Origin of the sequence: Acinetobacter sp. YH01011, assembly GCF_013420785.1 — a bacterium.
Classification (GTDB): Bacteria; Pseudomonadota; Gammaproteobacteria; order Pseudomonadales; family Moraxellaceae; genus Acinetobacter; species Acinetobacter towneri.
Genome location: NZ_VOYG01000011.1, coordinates 47,184 through 65,294, shown reverse-complemented (window position 1 = coordinate 65,294; position 18,111 = coordinate 47,184). Strand labels below are relative to the sequence as shown.

16 protein-coding genes are annotated in these 18,111 nt (G+C 41.3%); 10 read left to right on the top strand and 6 right to left on the bottom strand.

Going from position 1 to position 18,111, the window contains the following annotated elements:
* Positions 1 to 16 precede the first annotated feature (16 nt).
* Positions 17 to 1,012, bottom strand: coding sequence for an alpha/beta hydrolase (locus FTT78_RS09065; protein WP_154320810.1), 996 nt, complete (start codon positions 1,010 to 1,012; stop codon positions 17 to 19).
* A gap of 246 nt (positions 1,013 to 1,258) precedes the next feature.
* Positions 1,259 to 2,431, bottom strand: coding sequence for an iron-containing alcohol dehydrogenase (locus FTT78_RS09060; RefSeq protein ID WP_004976867.1), 1,173 nt, complete (start codon positions 2,429 to 2,431; stop codon positions 1,259 to 1,261).
* A 456-nt stretch (positions 2,432 to 2,887) separates the two neighbouring features.
* Between FTT78_RS09060 and FTT78_RS09055 the strand changes: the two genes are divergently transcribed.
* From FTT78_RS09055 to FTT78_RS09035, 5 genes are all read left to right on the top strand, one after another.
* Positions 2,888 to 4,891 carry a hypothetical protein gene (locus FTT78_RS09055; protein ID WP_180044063.1) on the top strand — a complete coding sequence of 668 codons (2,004 nt, stop codon included), beginning with the start codon at positions 2,888 to 2,890 and terminating at the stop codon, positions 4,889 to 4,891.
* 89 nt (positions 4,892 to 4,980) lie between these two features.
* Positions 4,981 to 6,693: an AAA family ATPase gene (locus FTT78_RS09050; RefSeq protein WP_179990130.1), complete on the top strand. Its 1,713-nt coding sequence runs from the start codon at positions 4,981 to 4,983 to the stop codon at positions 6,691 to 6,693.
* Between the two features lie 140 nt (positions 6,694 to 6,833).
* Positions 6,834 to 7,817, top strand: a complete 984-nt coding sequence (locus tag FTT78_RS09045) for an ion transporter (protein ID WP_180044061.1) — start codon at positions 6,834 to 6,836, stop codon at positions 7,815 to 7,817.
* Positions 7,818 to 8,100: 283 nt separating this feature from the next.
* A complete protein-coding gene (locus tag FTT78_RS09040; protein ID WP_004976859.1) occupies positions 8,101 to 9,021 on the top strand; it encodes a LysR family transcriptional regulator in 921 nt (306 codons plus the stop codon).
* Between the two features lie 130 nt (positions 9,022 to 9,151).
* Positions 9,152 to 10,327 (top strand): MFS transporter, encoded by a 1,176-nt coding sequence (locus FTT78_RS09035; protein ID WP_180044059.1) that lies wholly within the window; start codon positions 9,152 to 9,154, stop codon positions 10,325 to 10,327.
* Between the two features lie 85 nt (positions 10,328 to 10,412).
* Here the strand turns inward: FTT78_RS09035 and FTT78_RS09030 are convergent, their stop codons facing one another.
* Positions 10,413 to 10,868 (bottom strand): DUF441 domain-containing protein, encoded by a 456-nt coding sequence (locus FTT78_RS09030; RefSeq protein WP_004976854.1) that lies wholly within the window; start codon positions 10,866 to 10,868, stop codon positions 10,413 to 10,415.
* A gap of 159 nt (positions 10,869 to 11,027) precedes the next feature.
* Between FTT78_RS09030 and FTT78_RS09025 the strand changes: the two genes are divergently transcribed.
* On the top strand, positions 11,028 to 11,750 hold the full coding sequence (locus FTT78_RS09025; protein WP_131261624.1) for a pseudouridine synthase: 723 nt from the start codon (positions 11,028 to 11,030) through the stop codon (positions 11,748 to 11,750).
* A 101-nt stretch (positions 11,751 to 11,851) separates the two neighbouring features.
* On the opposite strand, the gene FTT78_RS09020 is transcribed toward FTT78_RS09025, so the two are convergent.
* From FTT78_RS09020 to FTT78_RS09010, 3 genes are all read right to left on the bottom strand, one after another.
* On the bottom strand, positions 11,852 to 12,295 hold the full coding sequence (locus FTT78_RS09020; RefSeq protein WP_004976850.1) for a GNAT family N-acetyltransferase: 444 nt from the start codon (positions 12,293 to 12,295) through the stop codon (positions 11,852 to 11,854).
* Positions 12,296 to 12,388: 93 nt separating this feature from the next.
* Positions 12,389 to 12,745 (bottom strand): type II toxin-antitoxin system RelB/DinJ family antitoxin, encoded by a 357-nt coding sequence (locus tag FTT78_RS09015; RefSeq protein ID WP_004976848.1) that lies wholly within the window; start codon positions 12,743 to 12,745, stop codon positions 12,389 to 12,391.
* Positions 12,746 to 12,855: 110 nt separating this feature from the next.
* Positions 12,856 to 13,770 (bottom strand): pseudouridine synthase, encoded by a 915-nt coding sequence (locus FTT78_RS09010; protein WP_154320807.1) that lies wholly within the window; start codon positions 13,768 to 13,770, stop codon positions 12,856 to 12,858.
* A 216-nt stretch (positions 13,771 to 13,986) separates the two neighbouring features.
* Here FTT78_RS09010 and tsaE point away from each other — a divergent pair, with 216 nt between their 5' ends.
* From tsaE to hfq, 4 genes are all read left to right on the top strand, one after another.
* Complete coding sequence (gene tsaE / locus FTT78_RS09005; RefSeq protein ID WP_096901184.1) at positions 13,987 to 14,463, top strand: tRNA (adenosine(37)-N6)-threonylcarbamoyltransferase complex ATPase subunit type 1 TsaE; 477 nt, start codon at positions 13,987 to 13,989, stop codon at positions 14,461 to 14,463.
* Positions 14,456 to 16,438: a DNA mismatch repair endonuclease MutL gene (gene mutL, locus FTT78_RS09000; RefSeq protein WP_004976842.1), complete on the top strand. Its 1,983-nt coding sequence runs from the start codon at positions 14,456 to 14,458 to the stop codon at positions 16,436 to 16,438. The genes tsaE and mutL overlap by 8 nt, the downstream gene beginning before the upstream one ends.
* A 6-nt stretch (positions 16,439 to 16,444) precedes the next feature.
* Positions 16,445 to 17,389 carry a tRNA (adenosine(37)-N6)-dimethylallyltransferase MiaA gene (gene miaA / locus FTT78_RS08995; RefSeq protein ID WP_180044057.1) on the top strand — a complete coding sequence of 315 codons (945 nt, stop codon included), beginning with the start codon at positions 16,445 to 16,447 and terminating at the stop codon, positions 17,387 to 17,389.
* A 92-nt stretch (positions 17,390 to 17,481) separates the two neighbouring features.
* A complete protein-coding gene (gene hfq / locus FTT78_RS08990) occupies positions 17,482 to 18,000 on the top strand; it encodes an RNA chaperone Hfq (protein WP_180044055.1) in 519 nt (172 codons plus the stop codon).
* Positions 18,001 to 18,111: the final 111 nt, after the last annotated feature.

Below are 18,111 nucleotides of genomic sequence, written 5' to 3'. Positions count from 1 at the left end.
CTGTTTTTTTTAGTTTTTACAGCCCTTTGCGGTTTAACCAGTCAAACAAGGACTGATACACTTCCGCGCGGACTTCTGGCGCAGAAAGCACCAAATCATGCACGCCATCTTCAATTTGGCAAAGCTGAATATCACCATGCATGTGATGCCCATATTTTTGCATATCCGCAACATCCAAAATTACGTCAGTGCGTTGCGCAATCTCATTCCATTGGCGTGGATAACTACTTTGACTCGCATGCATAATTAAGGTTGGTACACCCAAATGTACGCTAGCATGAATTTCTTTTTGCGCTTCATGAATTGCACGTACAAAACTTAATCGTACTTTAGGATAGCGTGGCTTTTTCCATTCCAAATTAAATAACCATTCACCATGATATTGCTTGTGTAGACTTGGTACATAAAATGGATTGAGGCGGCTTGGAAATTTCATTTCTGGCAGCAATTTGCCCAATTGGCTTAAGCGCGGAATACCGACTTTTTTCTCAATTTCGCTCATATTGAAATCATAAAAAGGGCTGTTGCACCATAAACCACGAATCAGTGGATGATTGGGATGATGTGCCACATATAACGTGGTGATTAATCCACCTGTTGAATGTCCCGCCAAAATCACTGAGTCATGTTCTTCTGCGGCAATTTGCTCAAGTGCAGCGGAAATTTCTGCATCATATTCAGACAAGCTGCGCACGTTGTACCAATGCTGATGTGACAAATGCGAACGCCCGTATTTGCGCAAATCTAAGGCATAAAAGTCGTAGCCGTACTGATTAAACTGGTCTGCCATTTCAGTTTGAAAGAAATAGTCAATAAAACCATGAATATAAAGTACGGCTTTACGGGTTTCCTGTTCAGCTTTTTTGCGTACCAAGGTAGCAATCACTTTGCCTTCATAATCAGATGGAAAATCCAGCGTCATTTGTTGGTAATCTGCACCCAAAATATCAGGTTGATAGCTTGGTGTTGTTTTTTGTTTTTTGCTTAACAGCATAAGGTGCTCGTCATCCATTTTATTTTGTCTATATCCTTGATGAGCTGTGCGCATTTGTCAAATTGAATTATGCAAACTCTCTGCATCTATAACGGTTTAGTTTTATGCTGAGAGTTCATTTTGTTCTGAACAGCAAAAAAAGCAGAACGCATCTGAGATGGTTCTGCCAAAGGGAAGGATAAAAATAAAACAGCAACAGAGGAAAATTGAAAAAAGGATGGGAAATGCTGAGCAAATCGTGATTCACTCAGCAGGAGATTCAAATTACATCGCGGCTTTAAAAATTTCGACCACTTGTGCATGATTGGCTTTACGTGGGTTGGTGAGCATGCAGGCATCTTTTTGTGCATTTTCAGCCATAATCGCCAAGTCATCTTCTTTAACGCCTAACTCTGCTAAACCTGTTGGAATACCAATTGAGCTAGATAATTCACGAATTGCATCAATTGCGGCATAGGCGGCTTCTGTGGTAGTTAATCCATCAGTATTTACCCCCATCAGTTCTGCAATATCTGCATAACGCTCAGGGCAGGCAATCAGGTTAAACTCGCAAACATGCGGCAATAAAATTGCATTACATACGCCGTGCGGCAAGTTGTAGAAACCACCGAGTTGATGCGCCATGGCATGCACATAGCCTAATGAGGCATTGTTGAATGCCATACCTGCCAAATATTGCGCATAGCTCATGGCATCACGTGCTTCAATATTTTCACCATTTGCCACAGCAGGGCTGAGCCACTGGCTAATCATACGAATAGCTTTTTCCGCACAGGCATCGGTAATAGGATTGGCTGCAGTTGAAACGTAGGCTTCTACAGCGTGAGTTAAAGCATCCATGCCTGTTGCTGCGGTTAAACCTGCAGGTTTGGCAATCATGAGTTTTGGATCATCAATGGCGATGAGTGGTGTGCAGCGCCAATCGACAATTGCCATTTTAACGTGCGTGTCAGTGTTGGTAATGATACAGAAACGGGTCATTTCCGATGCTGTACCTGCTGTGGTGTTAATGGCAATTAGCGGGGTCATTGGCACGGTACTTTTATCAATGCCTTCATAATCACGAATATGCCCACCACCTGCGGTAACTAAGCCAATGCCTTTGGCGCAGTCATGTGAAGAACCACCACCTAAAGACACAATAAAGTCGCATTGATTGGCATTGTAGGCATCGACACCTTTATGTACGTTAATGTCGGTTGGGTTTGGCTCAGCACCTGCAAAGATATGGCTAGCAACGCCTGCTTCGGTGAGATAGCCTGCAATGGTATCGGCTACGCCAAATTTAAACAGTCCTTCATCTGTCACAATCAGGGCTTTTTTAGCACCTAAATTTTGCGCTCTTACGCCAATTTCTTTGGCACAACCAGGGCCGAAGAGAGACACACAAGGAATATAAAAACCGTTGGTTTGATCTGCAATATTTTTAAAAGCCATGCTCAGATTCCTTCTTGCATTGGGTATTGGAATAATGTGTTGTTATCGCGGTGTTGAACCGTGATTTGAGTATTCAATGCTTTGTGGTGAAATCCTACCTACCAAACACCAACCCTATTTTCTGAGTAAATAATGCAAACTAATCAATTGAAATTTATTTGTTTTTTAATGGGTTTTTATTTTTTCTGAAGTTGTGCGCAGGCTATAGGCAAGGGCTTAAATCTTGTTTATAGTGTTTTTGTATCTCTAATTTTAAGGTGTAGATACCGTTCACATAAATTTCAGGTGTAATTCAATTAATAAGTGGCTTAAGCTCGATTGAAGAATTGTCCACTTTTTGCAGATGGAAATAAAAAACAAAAAATAGGGATGTATCACGTGATGGGTCTAGTCGGTGCAATCAAATAAAAATAAGATGACACTTAGATAGACCGCACTTAAGCATGAGGAGCGTATATGCAGCCAATTTGCCAGCATAGCCAGTTGCATGCCGTTGCACAGCAATTGGTTCGTATTTCCAGTGTGGCCGCAGAAATCTATCAAGATCAAATGGATTTGGTTGGACATTTTACAGCACAAAATTTGTTTCGGATCGATCCTTTGCAGCATCGGGTCGAATTGCTGAATGGTCTGTTTAGTCTTGAATTTTATCCGCCAAAATCGCATACAAATTTAATAGAAACTCACTTTGAATTTGCGGGGAAACAGCAAGAAGCATTTGAAGATTTTTTCTTACATGATCTGCATTTTTTGACTGGGGATTTAAAACCGCAGCATTCTTTATTTTTGCGTAATCAGGCGCAGCAATTGCGACAATTGATTCTGCAGCAAGTTTACCTGTGGGTAGATGGTGCAGCACGGGTTAAGCAATTGTTATTGCATTTAGATGCAATGCAGGCACAAATTTTAGATCAGGCATTAATGCAGGCAGACGATCAGTATCAACCAGTATTGACCAAATTTGTGCAGCAAGGGCAGCACATTCCTGAAGATGTTTTAACTAACTTAACGATGCTGTGTGCTTTGGAATTTATAGAGGGTGAAACCTTTTTGCCAGTGCAAGCACTGATGCAAAGTTATGATGATTTTTGTTTTAGTGCGGCAGAATTTTTACCTAAAGCCATGCATCGTATTTTAAGTATTTCATTTCCTGAACGATTTAATTTGCAGGATTTAATCGATCATCAGGATGATATTCGGTTGTTGTATCGACATGCCGAAGAACATGGGCATTTATTGGGTTTTGCGCGTTTAATGCACCGTGAGGTGTGGCAGCGTTCCGATGCTTTGGCGAAACCGCATTTTTTAAAATCTTGCCCTTTAATTTGGCAAAAGAAAGTCGCCAAACTGCCGTTATTTGATTATCCACGTGCGGTGAATTGGCTGTTTAAACAGTCTGCACAAGTGTTGGATTGGCTTAGTTTAAATATTCATCATACCAGTGTGCGGGTGGCAGTGACTGCGCTCAGTTTTGTCGATTGTAGTCAGGCACATCCACGGATTATTTTGGCAACTTTGCAATATTTTCAATATTCAGCCGCACGTATGTTCATTCAAAGCTGTAATGTATATGCGACACAGCAAGCGTGGTTCGCACATGCGCATAATGTCAGTTTAATGCCGCATGGCGAAAAACAATCGTTGGATGATCCGCGGGTTGCCATTAGTCCTTCTATTTTGTATTTGGATGAATGGATGACTTTGCTGAAAACCGTGGCGCAACACGATGAGCATTTGGTCAAGCATGTATTTCGGCGTTTAAGTCGTGTCATGCAAAGTTATATGTTGTATTTACAGCAGATCACCCAAGATTTACCGACAGCTTTGTTGGACTATATTCAGTCTGATAGTCAGCAGCAACGTGACTTTTATACGGTATTGCAGCGTTATCAGATTCAGCCTGATGATTTTCGGCAGCGTTTTTATTTACGTGCACACAATACACGTGTTTCGGTATTTGACAGTTATGTGCGCGACTATTTACTGGAATATTTCGTAGCGCATACACATATTCCAAAAAGTTTGAGTTGGTTGGGGTTGTTTCATCAGGCGGTGCGTTGGCATCAACAAGTGTATAAAGCAGAGCTATTTGCCAAACTGAAAAAAGAAATTCCGTGTAGCACATGGCAGGCGAAAAGCCCGCAGCAAATATTGTACTTTTCAGGTTGGTGTTTTGAAGAACTGACCGATTTAGACCGTATTATTGAAGAATCGAAAAACTTTAAACACTGTTTGGCACTTAGCTATGCCAAGCTAATGAGTGAAGGGCAATATGTGGCTTTTCACATGGCATCGCCACATTATGCGCAGCAATTGACTCTGGGCTGTCATTTTCGGCAGGGGCAACTTGAATTTGATCAGTTGGAATATCCGAATAATCAAAAAGCGGAACAGTTACTGGTGACCATTGCAGAGCAGTTTATTGCATGGCTGAATCCACAATTGCCAGCTAAAGCATAAGACAACAGTTGTCGTATTCGCAGACTTGAGCCTTAACTTTTAGGCAAAAACTCGTTAGGCTATAGCCGTTCAGCAATGGTATAGGTCTTATGAAACAGGAAACTGCACTTAAACTTTTAAAAGCAGGCGAAAATGTCTTTTTAACAGGCTCTGCTGGTGCGGGTAAAACCTATACCCTGAATCAATACATCAATTATTTAAAAGCACGAAAAGTACCTGTAGCCATTACAGCATCTACAGGTATTGCTGCAACGCATATGAATGGCATGACCATTCACACGTGGGCAGGTATTGGTATTAAAGACTTTTTGTCCGATGCCGACCTAAAAAATATGAAAGAGCGCAAATATCTCAAAGAACATTTAGAAAATGCGCAAGTGTTGATTATTGATGAAATTTCGATGTTGCATGCCAAGCAACTGAATTTAGTCAATCAGGTTTTAAAATATTTTAAAGACAGTGATGAAGCCTTTGGCGGCATTCAGGTGATTGTTGCAGGAGATTTTTTCCAGTTACCGCCTGTAGGAAAAAACGATGAGCGCAATCGTGACAAGTTCTGTTTTATGTCAGAGGCGTGGGTCGAAGCTAAATTTCGAGTCTGTTATTTAACTGAGCAGCACCGTCAGGGCGACGATTATTTAAATGACATTCTCAATGCAATTCGTGCACAAAGTATTGATCATCAACATATTCAGGCTTTGGAGCACACCCGCCATCAAGATATTGGCGACACTTTCACACGTTTATATACGCACAATATGGACGTGGACAATATCAACTTTAAGCATCTGAATGAAATTGAAACTGAGAGCAAGCAGTTTGATGCCGTGTGTGATGGCAATGAAAAGTTGATTGAAACGCTGAAATCATCCGTACGTGCGCCTGAAATTTTAAATCTAAAAAAACATGCCAAAGTGATGTTTGTTAAAAACAACTTCGATATGGGCTATATCAACGGCAGTTTGGGCGAAGTGATTGGCTTTGAAGAAGATGACGATCACGGTATTTTGCCTAAAGTAAAATTGACCGATGGCACAGTATTACTGGTCGAGCCTGAAACTTGGTCGGTGGATAATGATGCAGGCAAAACCATTGCCAGTTTCCAGCAAATTCCGCTGCGTTTGGCATGGGCAATTACCATCCACAAATCACAAGGTATGACCTTAGAAGCGGCAGAAATCAATCTTAGCCATACTTTTGAAAAAGGGCAGGGTTATGTGGCGTTGTCACGATTAAAATCGTTAAGCGGTTTGCGTTTATTGGGATTTAATAGCCAAGCTTTGGAACTCGACAGTTTAGCGATTAAGGCTGACCGCCGTTTTCAGGAATTGTCTGAAGAAGCTGAAACGCACTATGAGCTGTTGGATTTAACACCACAACATAATGCATTTATTCGTCACTGTGGTGGCACGTTGAACGAAACCGAAATTTTGCGCAATGAAAAGAAAATTGCCAAAGGTGGAAAAACCAATTATGCGACTGCCACGTTAGATGAAACCCGCGCTTTATTTGAAGAAGGTTATGATATTCAGGATATTGCAGTAGAGCGAGGTTTAACTCCTGCAACTATTATCAACCATTTGGCACGTTTGCAAAAAGAACAAAATCTGGATATTTCAGTGGCACATCCAGGTGAAGAAGTGGTGGAAGAGGTCCGTAAAATTTATAAGCGATTAATGAAGCGTCAAAATGCAGAGCACTTCAGCGATGATGGCGCAATTAAACTGCGCCCGATTGTTGAAGCGACTAGTCCACGCATGGGCTATGATCAGGTGCGTTTAGCATTGCTGTTTATTCAGTAGTTTAGTCATTTGGATAATGATGACTTATACTGCAATTCTGCATTAAAAATGCCCGCTTAACGTCACATAAAATACTATCGTTTTGAGAAAAACTTCGGTTAAACTGCCATCACTGTAAGCCTTAAAATATAATATTCGGTATGGCATTTACACCGTGGTACACATTTCGAAAATTTGTCTATAACAACTTACACGACGATGACTATGAAACATGGTTTAGTCGTTGCATTAACTATTTTTTAATTTTACTGATTTTAGGCAATGCCAGTGCGGTTATTTTAGAGTCGGTGAATGATGTCTATCTTGCCTATCAGGTATTTTTTGACCATTTTGAAAACTTTTCCATCGCAGTGTTTACGCTTGAATATTTGCTGCGGATTTGGAGTATTGCCGAAAAAGACCCGTTTATTTCGCCGTGGAAACAGCGTGTAAAATGGCTTACCAGCGGTGGGGCAATTATAGATTTGTTGGCGATTCTACCTGCTTATATTAACTTCTTTGTGCATCTAGATTTACGGTTCCTAAGAATTTTACGTTTACTGCGTTTGTTAAAACTGACACGTTACTTTGTATCATTGCAAATTTTATTAAGAGTGATCGAACGGGAAAAAGGATCATTTCAGGCAGTCATTTTTATTCTCTCTATTATGATTGTGATGTCTGCCGCAGGTGTGTATGTGGTGGAAAGCAAGGCACAGCCTGAAGCCTTTAGCTCAATTCCAGCTTCGATGTGGTGGGCAGTGGTGACTTTAACCACAGTCGGTTATGGCGATGTCACACCAATTACCCCTTGGGGCAGAATTTTAGGTGCGTTAATTACGGTATTGGGTGTCGGCTTGGCAGCATTGCCTGCAGGTATTTTAGCCTCAGGTTTAGCCAACGAACTTGAACAACGTAAGCAGCATTTAGGGTTGAAATTTAGAGAGCTATTGCAAAATAGTGAAATTGACCTGTTAAATGATCAGGAAAAAATTGAAGATTTACGCAAACAGGTTGGCTTAACCAATGAGCAAACACAGGATATTTTATTGCAGTTAATTCGTGAGCGTCGTGAAGAAGAGCTGCGTTTAGAACAGGAGCCTTATAAATACTGCCCACATTGTGGAGAGAAGTTGTCGGAGTAAGCGAGGCTTGGGTTAAGAATTTCAATTCTAGTTTGGCTCTGCACGTTGGAAGCCTAAAACATGCTTGCTGAAAGCCATATTATTTTTATGGAATTGTATTGATTTCGTAGTAAATATCATCGAATAAAAACTAAGATGAAGAAAACTCATTATTTACATGCTAAGATTAAATTAATTCATTATTAAATTGAATCATGTTTGGCTTTGTTTCTTATTTTGCAAAATAAAAATGCGACCTAGGTCTAAACATGCAGTCAATAACTTGAAAAACTAGGAACAAGCAATGCTTGAAATTCGCCACTTAAAAACGCTATCAGCCCTGCGTGAACATGGTTCTTTGGTTGCTGCCGCCAATGATTTATGTCTGACGCCATCTGCCATTTCTCATCAACTCAAAGAACTAGATCATTGGTATGGCGTAGAAGTGGTGAACCGTCGTAGTCGCCCTGTGACATTTTCCAATGTCGGACAGCGTTTATTGAAACTGGCGGATGATGTCCTGCCACAAATTCAAATCACCCAAACTGATATTACCCGCATTGTGCATGGTCAAACGGGGCGAATTATTTTTTCTTCGGAATGTCATAGTTGCTTTGACTGGTTGATGCCGCTGCTGAATCAATATCGTCAGCAATACCCTGATGTAGATTTAGATTTTGCTTCAGGTTTTGAAGCCAATCCGCATGAATTATTGCAAAACGCAGAATTTGACCTATTGATTACTGCAGACCCGATTGCCTTAAAAGGTATCGAATATTTTCCAATTTTTGAATATGAATCGCGTTTGGTGTTGTCAAATACTCATCCTTTAGTACGTGCCGAGCGCATTACCGTACAGGAGTTGGCAGAAGAAACCCTGATTACCTATCCTGTCGATAAACACCGTTTAGATATTATGTCTAAGCTATTCATTCCAGCCAATATTCAGCCAAAAGCTATTCGTACTACAGATTTAACCCAAATGTTGATTCAACTGGTGGCGAGTGGGCGAGGGATTGGCGCATTGCCAGATTGGGTGGTGAATGAATATGAGCAAAAAGGCTGGGTAACTTCACGTCGTTTAGACTGCGTTGCTGCGGGAGGATTACGCCGTACCTTGTATGCGGGTTATCGTAGCGAAGAAAAAGAAAAGAGCTATTTTGAAGGCTTTTTGAAGCAATTAGAGAAATTTTCCCAAAAACGCACACAATATTATTCGAGTTAAAAATTGCACAATCAGCATTTTAAAGAGGATGCTGATTAATTGCTAAAAACACTAAGCTCATCTAAATCTCCACTAAAAACAGTGAGATGTTCTTGCTAAGCTTGCCTTGCGAAAATTAAGGGAGAGCGCTGTGAGTTCGGTACGTTGGCTGACCAAGGATTTGTGGATTGTTGCTGCGGGTTTTATGGCAGCAATGCATATTGGCAAGTTGCCACCGACTGTACCCATCCTACAAGCTGAACTCGGAATTAGTTTGGTTCAGGCAGGTTTTTTGCTGTCTTTGGTACAAGCTGCGGGCATGTCTTTGGCGTTGTTGCTAGGCAGTTATACCGCAAAAATTGGCTTAAAACGCTGTGTACTTTTGGGTTTGTCTTTATTGGCAGGTGCAAGTTTTGTTGGTGGTTTTGTACATAGCTTTTCCGCACTATTAAGTCTGCGTGTAATTGAAGGTTTTGGCTTTTTACTGATTACACTCAGCGGCCCTGCATTTATTCGTCAACTGGTTGCAGTGGAGCAGTTGCCTGCCAAAATGGGGCTGTGGAGTGCCTATATGGGCGGTGGGATGGGTATTGGTTTACTAAGTACGCCGTTTTTACTGCCCATCTTGGATTGGCAAGGCGTGTGGATGTGGTTGGGATTGTTATCCTTTGCGCTCGCAATCATCATTTATAAAGCCGTACCAAGTGTGCAGATCAGCACGCAAGCCATTGCCATCTTTGAACTGATTAAAAGCACTTTGAGCCATCCACCCGCATGGATATTGGCTTTGGTTTTTGGTGTTTATGCAGGGCAGTGGTTCAGTTTGGTGGGTTTTTTGCCGACCATTTATCAGCAATATCAAATATCTTTACAAACCGCAGGTGTGCTCACAGCTATGGTTGCAATGGCAAATGCGGTGGGTACATTTGTATGTGGGTTGTTATTACAGCGTGGGCTGAGAGCGCAAGTGTTGATGCAAATGGGTTTTGCGGTATTGATGCTATGCGCACTGAGTTTTTATATTTTGCGTGATGTTTTACCATTCATTGTGCAGTTTTTATTGGTCATCCATTTCTCTTTATTTGGTGGTTTAGTCGCAGCTGTGGTATTTGCGCAAGTACTTAATTTTGCACCACAACCGATTGCGATTAGTACCACCGTAGGTTTGGTGTTGCAGTGCTCGGCAATTTCACAATTTTTATTGCCGCCTGTGGTCGCAGCTATCGTATCTGCCACAGGAACATGGCTTTGGGTTGGTATTTTAATGGCCGTTTTATCTGCAATGGGAATGATATTAACATCTATCTTGTTTCGCAAAGTGGCTTAGATTTGGATGGTTTTTATTGAAATTGGTTGATACAAGACGATGAATTCAAGCAAAACCATCTAAACCAAGCGTCCCTAAATCTATGTTAAGAATAGCCAATAAACAAGGTGAGAATTCCTGCTGCAATCAGTGGTCCCACAGGCACGCCACGTAGCACAGCAACACCTGCGACTGTACCAATCAATAAGCCTGCGACCACATCAGGCTGATTGGTCATGAGCTTGACACCACGCCCGCCTAACCATGCCACAAAAACACCAATTGCAATCGCAAGTAAAGATTTCCAACTCAGGAAAGATTTTAGAATTGCTTCGCCTGGAAGTTTGCCACTGGCAATGGGTGTCAGTACGCCAATGGTGAGAATGATAATGCCCAGATTTAAGCCATGCTGCTGCAATAGTGGGAAAAATTCACTTAGCGGCGTAATTCTAAAAACAATCAGTACTGCTGCGGCAATGGTCACAGCCGTATTTTGGCTAAAAATACCGCATGCGAGTAGAACGATCAGCACCATCAGGTTAAGGTCTAATTGAGAGAGCATGGTGATCCATAAAAGGGGAAATAAATTGGAAAAGTGCAGTTATTGTAACTGTTTTGAACTACAAGCGGGCAAGGTACGCAATGTGTTCAGAATTTACGGTGTATTTGGTTTAGAATAGCAGCAAATATATTTATACTTTTTATCATTAGGTCGCTCATCATGTTGTTGGAAAAAATGTTGCAATCACAAGGCTTTGGATCACGTAAACATTGCCAACAACTCATTAAAAATGGTGCAGTCACCATTATGGGCGAAACCCAGACCAATCCTAAATTCGCGATAAAAATTGCGCCTGAAACGGTTTTGCAATTTTCGGTGTATGGGGAAAATTATCAATATCGTGAAAAGGTCTATATCGCCTTACATAAACCACAAGGCTATGAGTGTTCGCATCAGGCGACCCATCATTTTAGTGTGTTTGACTTGTTTGATGATGTATTGCTGAATCGTGGTTTGCAGTGTGTTGGACGCTTAGATCAGGACACCACAGGGCTGTTATTGCTGACGGATGATGGACAGTTTTTACAAGCATTGACCCATCCTAAAAAGCATGTGGCAAAAGTGTATGCTATGCACACCGCAGACCCGATTAATGCAACACAAATCCAGCAACTTGAGCAGGGTGTCGCATTGCGCAATGAATCAGGGACATTTGCTGCAACAGAGGTACAACAGCTTGCTGAACATGAATTGCAGATGACCATTCATCAAGGTGTTTATCACCAAGTTAAACGTATGCTGGCAGCAGTGGGCAATAAAGTAGAACAATTACATCGTCAGCAAGTTGGTGCATTAAACTTGACTGATTTGGCTTTAGATGTGGGTGAATGGATGTATTTAAGCCCTGAACATGTCGAGTTGGCAAAAAGCCGTATGGAATAACATGAGTTTAGCTGAGCTTTCATCAATAGCTTATGAGCAATGGCTTGGGCTAGGTTAAATTTAAATCCATTGTCTAACTCTGCAATCGTCAGATCAGATGACTATTTTAAAAAGCAGTGATAGGTTTGAAATTCATCATCTTTGACAAAACCCATCTTTTCATACAATTGGTGGGATTGGTAATTACTTTTCTGTGTTTCAAGGCTAATCCGTAGCGCATTTTCATGTCGTGCAAATAAAATTGCAGTATCAATGAGCTGTTTGGCCGAACCTTGTCGTCTAAAAACAGGGGTGACATAAACGTCATCTAAAATATAGTAGGTCGAGCAGGCAACCGAAGAAAAGCCTAAATAAAGTAATACAAATCCAGTGATTTTTTGATCTTTGATATGAATGAAAATCACACTTTCCTGATTTTCAAAACGCTGTTTTAAGAATGCTGCTGAAAGGCTTAAATTCGAGGATGCACCATAAAACTGACGATACTCATCGAACAATACAGCAAGCTGGTCTAAGTCTTCTAAAGTGGCACGTCTTACAATCATTACGATACTCCATGCTTTTTTATTGTCCTTGCATGAAGCATAGCTAAGTTTTTAAAGTAAATTTTTAAAGAATTGTTTAAAAATGCAACACTGTTAATTTTTGTCAGTTTCACCCAAAATTGCATTGAGTTCATCAAACAAGTCTAGATGTTCATCATCCAGTTCAAAATCTTCAACACTATTATTGCCAGTTACAGATGCTTCATTGCTTGGGGTTGCATCCACTAGCGTTGCTTTTTGCTCTTGTTTTAATTTGCGTAACTTAATCAATTGTTCCAGATTAATATTCTGATTTTCAATTGAAAAGGGAATTGATTTAGTCAGCACGACTTGCTTAAAAAACAAACGTACCGCTTGCGCAGGCGTAATCCCCAACTGTTTAAACACAGCAAAGGCTTGTTTTTTCTCTTGAGAGTCCAAGCGTACTTGATAGACTTCAGTTTTTCTCATAATTTTTAATAGAAGGAAGTAGATTTAAATTTTAGCAATATTGTAAACAATTCATTTGTAATTTCAATATGACTACAACGAAAATCCACTATTTTGTAATGACAAACATATTACAATGTCAATTCTTGCTGTGCGCTAAAGTGGAATTGTTGCTGGCTAATCGGGTCAAAAAAACTTAAATGCTTGGCAAGCAATTGTAGCGGTGCAGAAAAATCATCTGCTTGTTTGTGCTGTAAAATGGGATAAAACGGGTCGTTCTTAATCGCAATACCTAAGCTATTTAAATGCACACGCAGTTGGTGCTGCTTGCCTGTTGTAGGCTTTAATTCATATTTTGCCCATGTTTGATTATGTTCAAGCAAACGAATTTCTGTTTCGCTGTTAGGTGTGCCTGCCACGACGTGCATCAAATAAAAAGGTTCACCTTTTTCCATGCGTAATTGCACAGTACATGGTAGTGACAAATTAGCTTGATAAGGCGCAATGGCATGGTAGGTTTTTTGCACCTGACGTTCTGCAAATAATTGCTGATACACCGCCCGAGTTTCTGGTTGTTTGGAAAACAGCACCACACCCGCAGTTTCGCGGTCTAAACGATGAATAGGTGTGAGCTGCTCATTCTGTGTTTGTTTTTTTAAGCGTACTAATAGGGTTTCTTGTACATATTGCCCTGTAGGGCTCATGGTCAAAAAATGTGGTTTATCTACAACCAATAAGTGTTCATTTTCAAATAAAACTTGATGCTGAAAAGGCACGGCAACTTCATGCGCTAAAAAACGATAATAAAAAATATCCTGATGTGCGCTATAAGGTGTATCTAAATCTAAACGCTTGCCTTCGGCATCATAAACCAGACCATCCTCAAAGCGTTGCAGCCATTCCTGTGCAGAAATATGGGCAAACTGGGCACATAAATAACGAAAAATTGATTCAGGCTGTGTGCTTAATTTGGGTAAATGCAATTTGCTGGCGCTCACACCATCTAGCATGGGTGGAACAAAGGTGTTGGGATGAGTCGACTTCATCTGCAAATTGCTCATATTCAGGTGGGAGAGTTTCTTTTTCATCATATTGAAAATAGCCTAAGCAGTTTGGGTGCTAAGCTTAATAATCTTGATTCATTGCCTTGTCTAAACTTGTTATAAATTGTCCACATTTACACAGTTTTATCCATCAGTACATAGGCTTTAAAGCAGTGCGATGCTATCATAATTGGTCTTTTGAATCATGTCGTGAGCGTTATGCAGTATTCATTTAATTTGGCTTTAAATAATGAGCAAGATACCCAAAATCTGGCGCAGGTTTTGGCAACGCATTTTCGGTCGGGTGTGATTTATTTAATTGGTGATTTAGGCGCAGGAAAAACCACTTTATCGCGTTATTTTCTACAGCATTTGGGGCATCAGGGCGCGGTTAAAAGCCCGACTTACACCTTGGTGGAACCTTATCAAATACAAGGACAAGATATTTTTCATTTTGATTTATATCGTTTAAATGATCCTTATGAATTAGAGCTGATGGGCATTCGTGATTATTTAGAAACCCCAAATGCCTTGTTTTTATTTGAATGGCCATCAAAAGGTGGCGATGAAATTCCGCCCGCAGACCTGATCATTGAAATTAAAAAATCGGAAGATGAATTAAGCCGTACTGCAACGCTAAGTTCGTCTTCGGTTGCATTACAACAAGCTTTGGAGCAACAATTTAATCATGCCTAATGATGTGTTAAATCTACGTCGGATCCACACGCTTGAACCTGCCTTAGCCAACCAAATTGCTGCAGGTGAGGTGATTGAACGTCCTGCCTCTGTGGTCAAAGAGTTACTAGAAAACTCCATTGATGCAGGTGCAACCGAGCTGATTATTCGTGTGGCACAAGGCGGCAGTACACTCATTGAAATTATTGATAATGGTCGTGGCATTCATGCTGAAGATTTGCCTTTGGCGGTGACTCGTCACGCGACCAGTAAAATTCAAACGGCTGATGATTTACATGCTATTGTCAGTTTAGGCTTTCGTGGTGAAGCACTGGCATCAATTGCAGCAGTATCGCGTTTGACTTTGGTCAGTAGCCAAACTGAAGATGGTGTCGGTTATCAGGTCGAAGTCAATGGCACTGCCTTTGACCATCAAGATATTCAGGCCGTTGCTGCACAAAAAGGCACACATATTCGGGTACAGGATTTATTTTTTAATGTGCCTGCACGACGTAAATTCCTGAAAAAAGCGGGTACAGAATTCGGACATATTGAAGAAATTGTGCGTCGTTTGGCACTCACACATTTCGATATTCGTTTTGTTTTGGAACACAACGACAGCATCAAACTGAATTTACCCATTGCAGACAGTGGCGAATTGCGTTTTCAGCGCGTGCAGCAACTTTTAGGACGAAACTTTGTCGAAAATGCCTATTGGATAGATGCTGACAGTGTCACCATGCACTTATCGGGTTGGTTGGGGCATCCTTCCGATGCACGTTCGCAAGCCGACTTGCAGTATGTGTATGTGAATGGGCGCATTGTAAAAGACAAGACCATCTCCCATGCTTTGCGTATGGCATACGAAGGTATTTTGCATGGACATCAGCATGCTGCGTATTTACTGTTTTTAGAGGTTGAGCCTGAAAATATTGATGTCAATGTGCATCCGACCAAGCATGAAATTCGCTTTTTAAATCAGCGGGAAGTGCATGAGTTTGTACGACATTATGCCAAAGAAACCTTGGCGCAATTTCAAACTGCAACAGCAGATTTAGCCACTGCTATGAAAGCTGATCCTGTCGAACAAGCTGCGCCTTATGTGGTGCAACCGCGTTATCAGGAACAATTTTTACTGCACAAACATGCCGAGGCAAATCCTTACAATTCCGCTGACGATGCAGTAGATGCGTACACGATGCAGCCCGCTTCACAAGCGGGAAGTGAGTTACTTACCGATTTTAATCAGAGTCAGCCGCAGACAGTTCAATATAACCGACCTGTGCAGAGTAATTATCAAGGTTCGCAACAGCTCAACAATGCTTTAAAAAGCTATCTCGCGCCTTTACGTGATCTAGATCAAGACTCAGCCAATCTTACGCAAACAAACACAACACCTGCGGTGGATGAGCATCCGCTCGGCATTGCAATTGCGCAATTGCATGGTATTTACATTCTGGCGCAAAATAGTGAAGGCTTGATTATTGTAGATATGCATGCCGCCCATGAACGAATTGTGTTGCAACAGATGAAAGCCGCTTGGGATAAACCTGAGTTTTGGACTTCGCAGCAATTGCTGATCCCCAAAGTTATCAGCATTAGCCGCATGCAAGCCATGCGGGTGGATGATTTAAAAGAACAATTGGCACGACTGGGCTTGGAAATAGACCAATATGGCGATGAGCAGGTCATTGTGCGCGGTGTGCCCGCGATTTTGCATAAGGCAGATTTTGCCGAATTAATTCCTGAATTACTTGATGATTTAGACCCGAATGATGAGGCGCAAGCCTTGTTGCAAAAGCGTGATCATATTTTGGCGGGAATGGCATGTCATAGTGCAGTACGTGCACATCGGATGTTAAGTCTTTCTGAAATGAATGCCTTATTGCGTCAAATGGAACAAACCGAATTTGCTAGCCAATGTAATCATGGTCGCCCGACTTGGCGTGCCTTTCCATTGGCACAACTAGATAAACTTTTTGCTCGAGGAGAGTAGCGTTACATGTCAAATCAATTGCCGGTCATCAATTTAATGGGACCAACTGCAAGCGGTAAAACTGCTTTGGCATGTGAGCTGTATGAATTGGGGCATTTTGAGCTGATTTCAGTCGATTCTGCGCTAGTTTATCGAGATATGGATATTGGTACAGCCAAACCAACTAAAGAGGAACAGGCGCGTTATCCGCATCATTTGATTGATATTATCAGCCCGCTTGAAGTGTATTCTGCTGCACAATTTGTCGAAGATGCCTGCGCCTTGATTGACGATATGCACGCGATAGGAAAAACCCCAATTTTAGTGGGCGGAACCATGCTGTATTTTAAGGCATTGCTTGAAGGTTTATCTTCAAATTTACCCAGTGCCAATTACCAAGTACGTGCTGAAATTGAAGATAAAGCCGCGCGTGAAGGTTGGGAGGCTGTATATGCAGAATTATGTGCGGTAGATGCATTGGCGGGACAAAAGTTTAAAGTGTCCGATAAGCAACGTATTATTCGTGCTTTGGAAGTTTATAAATTAACAGGCACACCAATTACCCAACTGCAAGCAGAACAACCTAAAAATGTACCATATCGTTACACTTTTCATAACCACGCCTTAGTGCCTGATCGGGTAGAATTACATCAGCGTATTGAAAAACGCTTAGAGATCATGTGGGAAATGGGTTTTTTAAATGAGGTGCGTCATCTTATTGAAAAATACGATTTAGATGCAAATTTACCTTCCATGCGCTCTGTCGGTTATCGTCAAGCTTTAGAGTTTTTACAAAAAGGTGATGAAAGTCGCGGAAAAATGCAGGAAATGGAGGATAAGGCGCTATTCGCAACACGACAACTTGCGAAACGTCAATATACTTGGCTCAGATCGTTGCAAGAATCGCATAAATTTCACACATATTTTACGATAAAGCAGGCTCAAGAAGACTTGCGAAACTGGTACGGATAAAGCAAAATTTACACACTGTCTTTTTTATAATTTTTAATTGAAAAATAAAGATAGTTTTTGCGCTGATTTTTAATTATTTTTGGAGTTATAACATGTCTAAAGGTCAAACTTTACAAGATCCGTTCTTAAATTCTCTCCGTAAAGAACGTATTCCTGTTTCTATCTTCCTTGTGAACGGTATCAAGCTACAAGGTCATATTGAATCTTTTGACCAATATGTTGTTTTATTGAAAAACACGGTAAGCCAAATGGTTTACAAACATGCAATTTCTACAGTTGTTCCTGCACGTAATCCACGTCCAGCGGGTGCACCAGCAGGCGGTCAAGGCGCAGGCTTTGGTGGTCAAGGCGCAGGCTTCGGTGGTCAAGGTGGTGGCTTCGGTGGTCAAGGCGGCTTCGGTGCTCAAGGTGGTGGCTTTGGCGGTCAAGGTGGCTTCGGTGGTCAAGGTGGTGGCTTCGGTAGTCAAGGTGGCGGCTTCGGCGGTCAAGGTGGCTTCGGTGGTCAAGGTGGCGGCTTTGGCGGTCAAGGTGGCTTCGGTGGTCAGTCTGCAAGCGGTTTTGACAACGATTCTAAATTTGAAGAATCTCAAGAAGACGACAACAATCGTTAATTGATATTCTGAAAAAAAGCCTCTCATTTTGAGAGGCTTTTTTTATGTCTTACTCTTTTTCTGGTCAATTTACATACTCTGATTTATAAGCTTAAGTGTAAGCGTGTGCTG

Bases quoted from the DNA above. Each gene is read 5' to 3' on its own strand.
- FTT78_RS09060 (WP_004976867.1), bottom strand. From the start codon at position 2,431: ATGGCTTTTAAAAATATTGCAGATCAAACCAACGGTTTTTATATTCCT.
- FTT78_RS09045 (WP_180044061.1), top strand. From the start codon at position 6,834: ATGGCATTTACACCGTGGTACACATTTCGAAAATTTGTCTATAACAAC.
- FTT78_RS09010 (WP_154320807.1), bottom strand. From the start codon at position 13,770: ATGAAGTCGACTCATCCCAACACCTTTGTTCCACCCATGCTAGATGGT.
- FTT78_RS09020 (WP_004976850.1), bottom strand. From the start codon at position 12,295: ATGATTGTAAGACGTGCCACTTTAGAAGACTTAGACCAGCTTGCTGTA.
- FTT78_RS09015 (WP_004976848.1), bottom strand. From the start codon at position 12,745: ATGAGAAAAACTGAAGTCTATCAAGTACGCTTGGACTCTCAAGAGAAA.
- FTT78_RS09030 (WP_004976854.1), bottom strand. From the start codon at position 10,868: ATGCTCTCTCAATTAGACCTTAACCTGATGGTGCTGATCGTTCTACTC.
- FTT78_RS09025 (WP_131261624.1), top strand. From the start codon at position 11,028: ATGTTGTTGGAAAAAATGTTGCAATCACAAGGCTTTGGATCACGTAAA.
- miaA (WP_180044057.1), top strand. From the start codon at position 16,445: ATGTCAAATCAATTGCCGGTCATCAATTTAATGGGACCAACTGCAAGC.
- FTT78_RS09040 (WP_004976859.1), top strand. From the start codon at position 8,101: ATGCTTGAAATTCGCCACTTAAAAACGCTATCAGCCCTGCGTGAACAT.
- FTT78_RS09050 (WP_179990130.1), top strand. From the start codon at position 4,981: ATGAAACAGGAAACTGCACTTAAACTTTTAAAAGCAGGCGAAAATGTC.
- FTT78_RS09065 (WP_154320810.1), bottom strand. From the start codon at position 1,012: ATGGATGACGAGCACCTTATGCTGTTAAGCAAAAAACAAAAAACAACA.
- mutL (WP_004976842.1), top strand. From the start codon at position 14,456: ATGCCTAATGATGTGTTAAATCTACGTCGGATCCACACGCTTGAACCT.
- hfq (WP_180044055.1), top strand. From the start codon at position 17,482: ATGTCTAAAGGTCAAACTTTACAAGATCCGTTCTTAAATTCTCTCCGT.
- tsaE (WP_096901184.1), top strand. From the start codon at position 13,987: ATGCAGTATTCATTTAATTTGGCTTTAAATAATGAGCAAGATACCCAA.
- FTT78_RS09055 (WP_180044063.1), top strand. From the start codon at position 2,888: ATGCAGCCAATTTGCCAGCATAGCCAGTTGCATGCCGTTGCACAGCAA.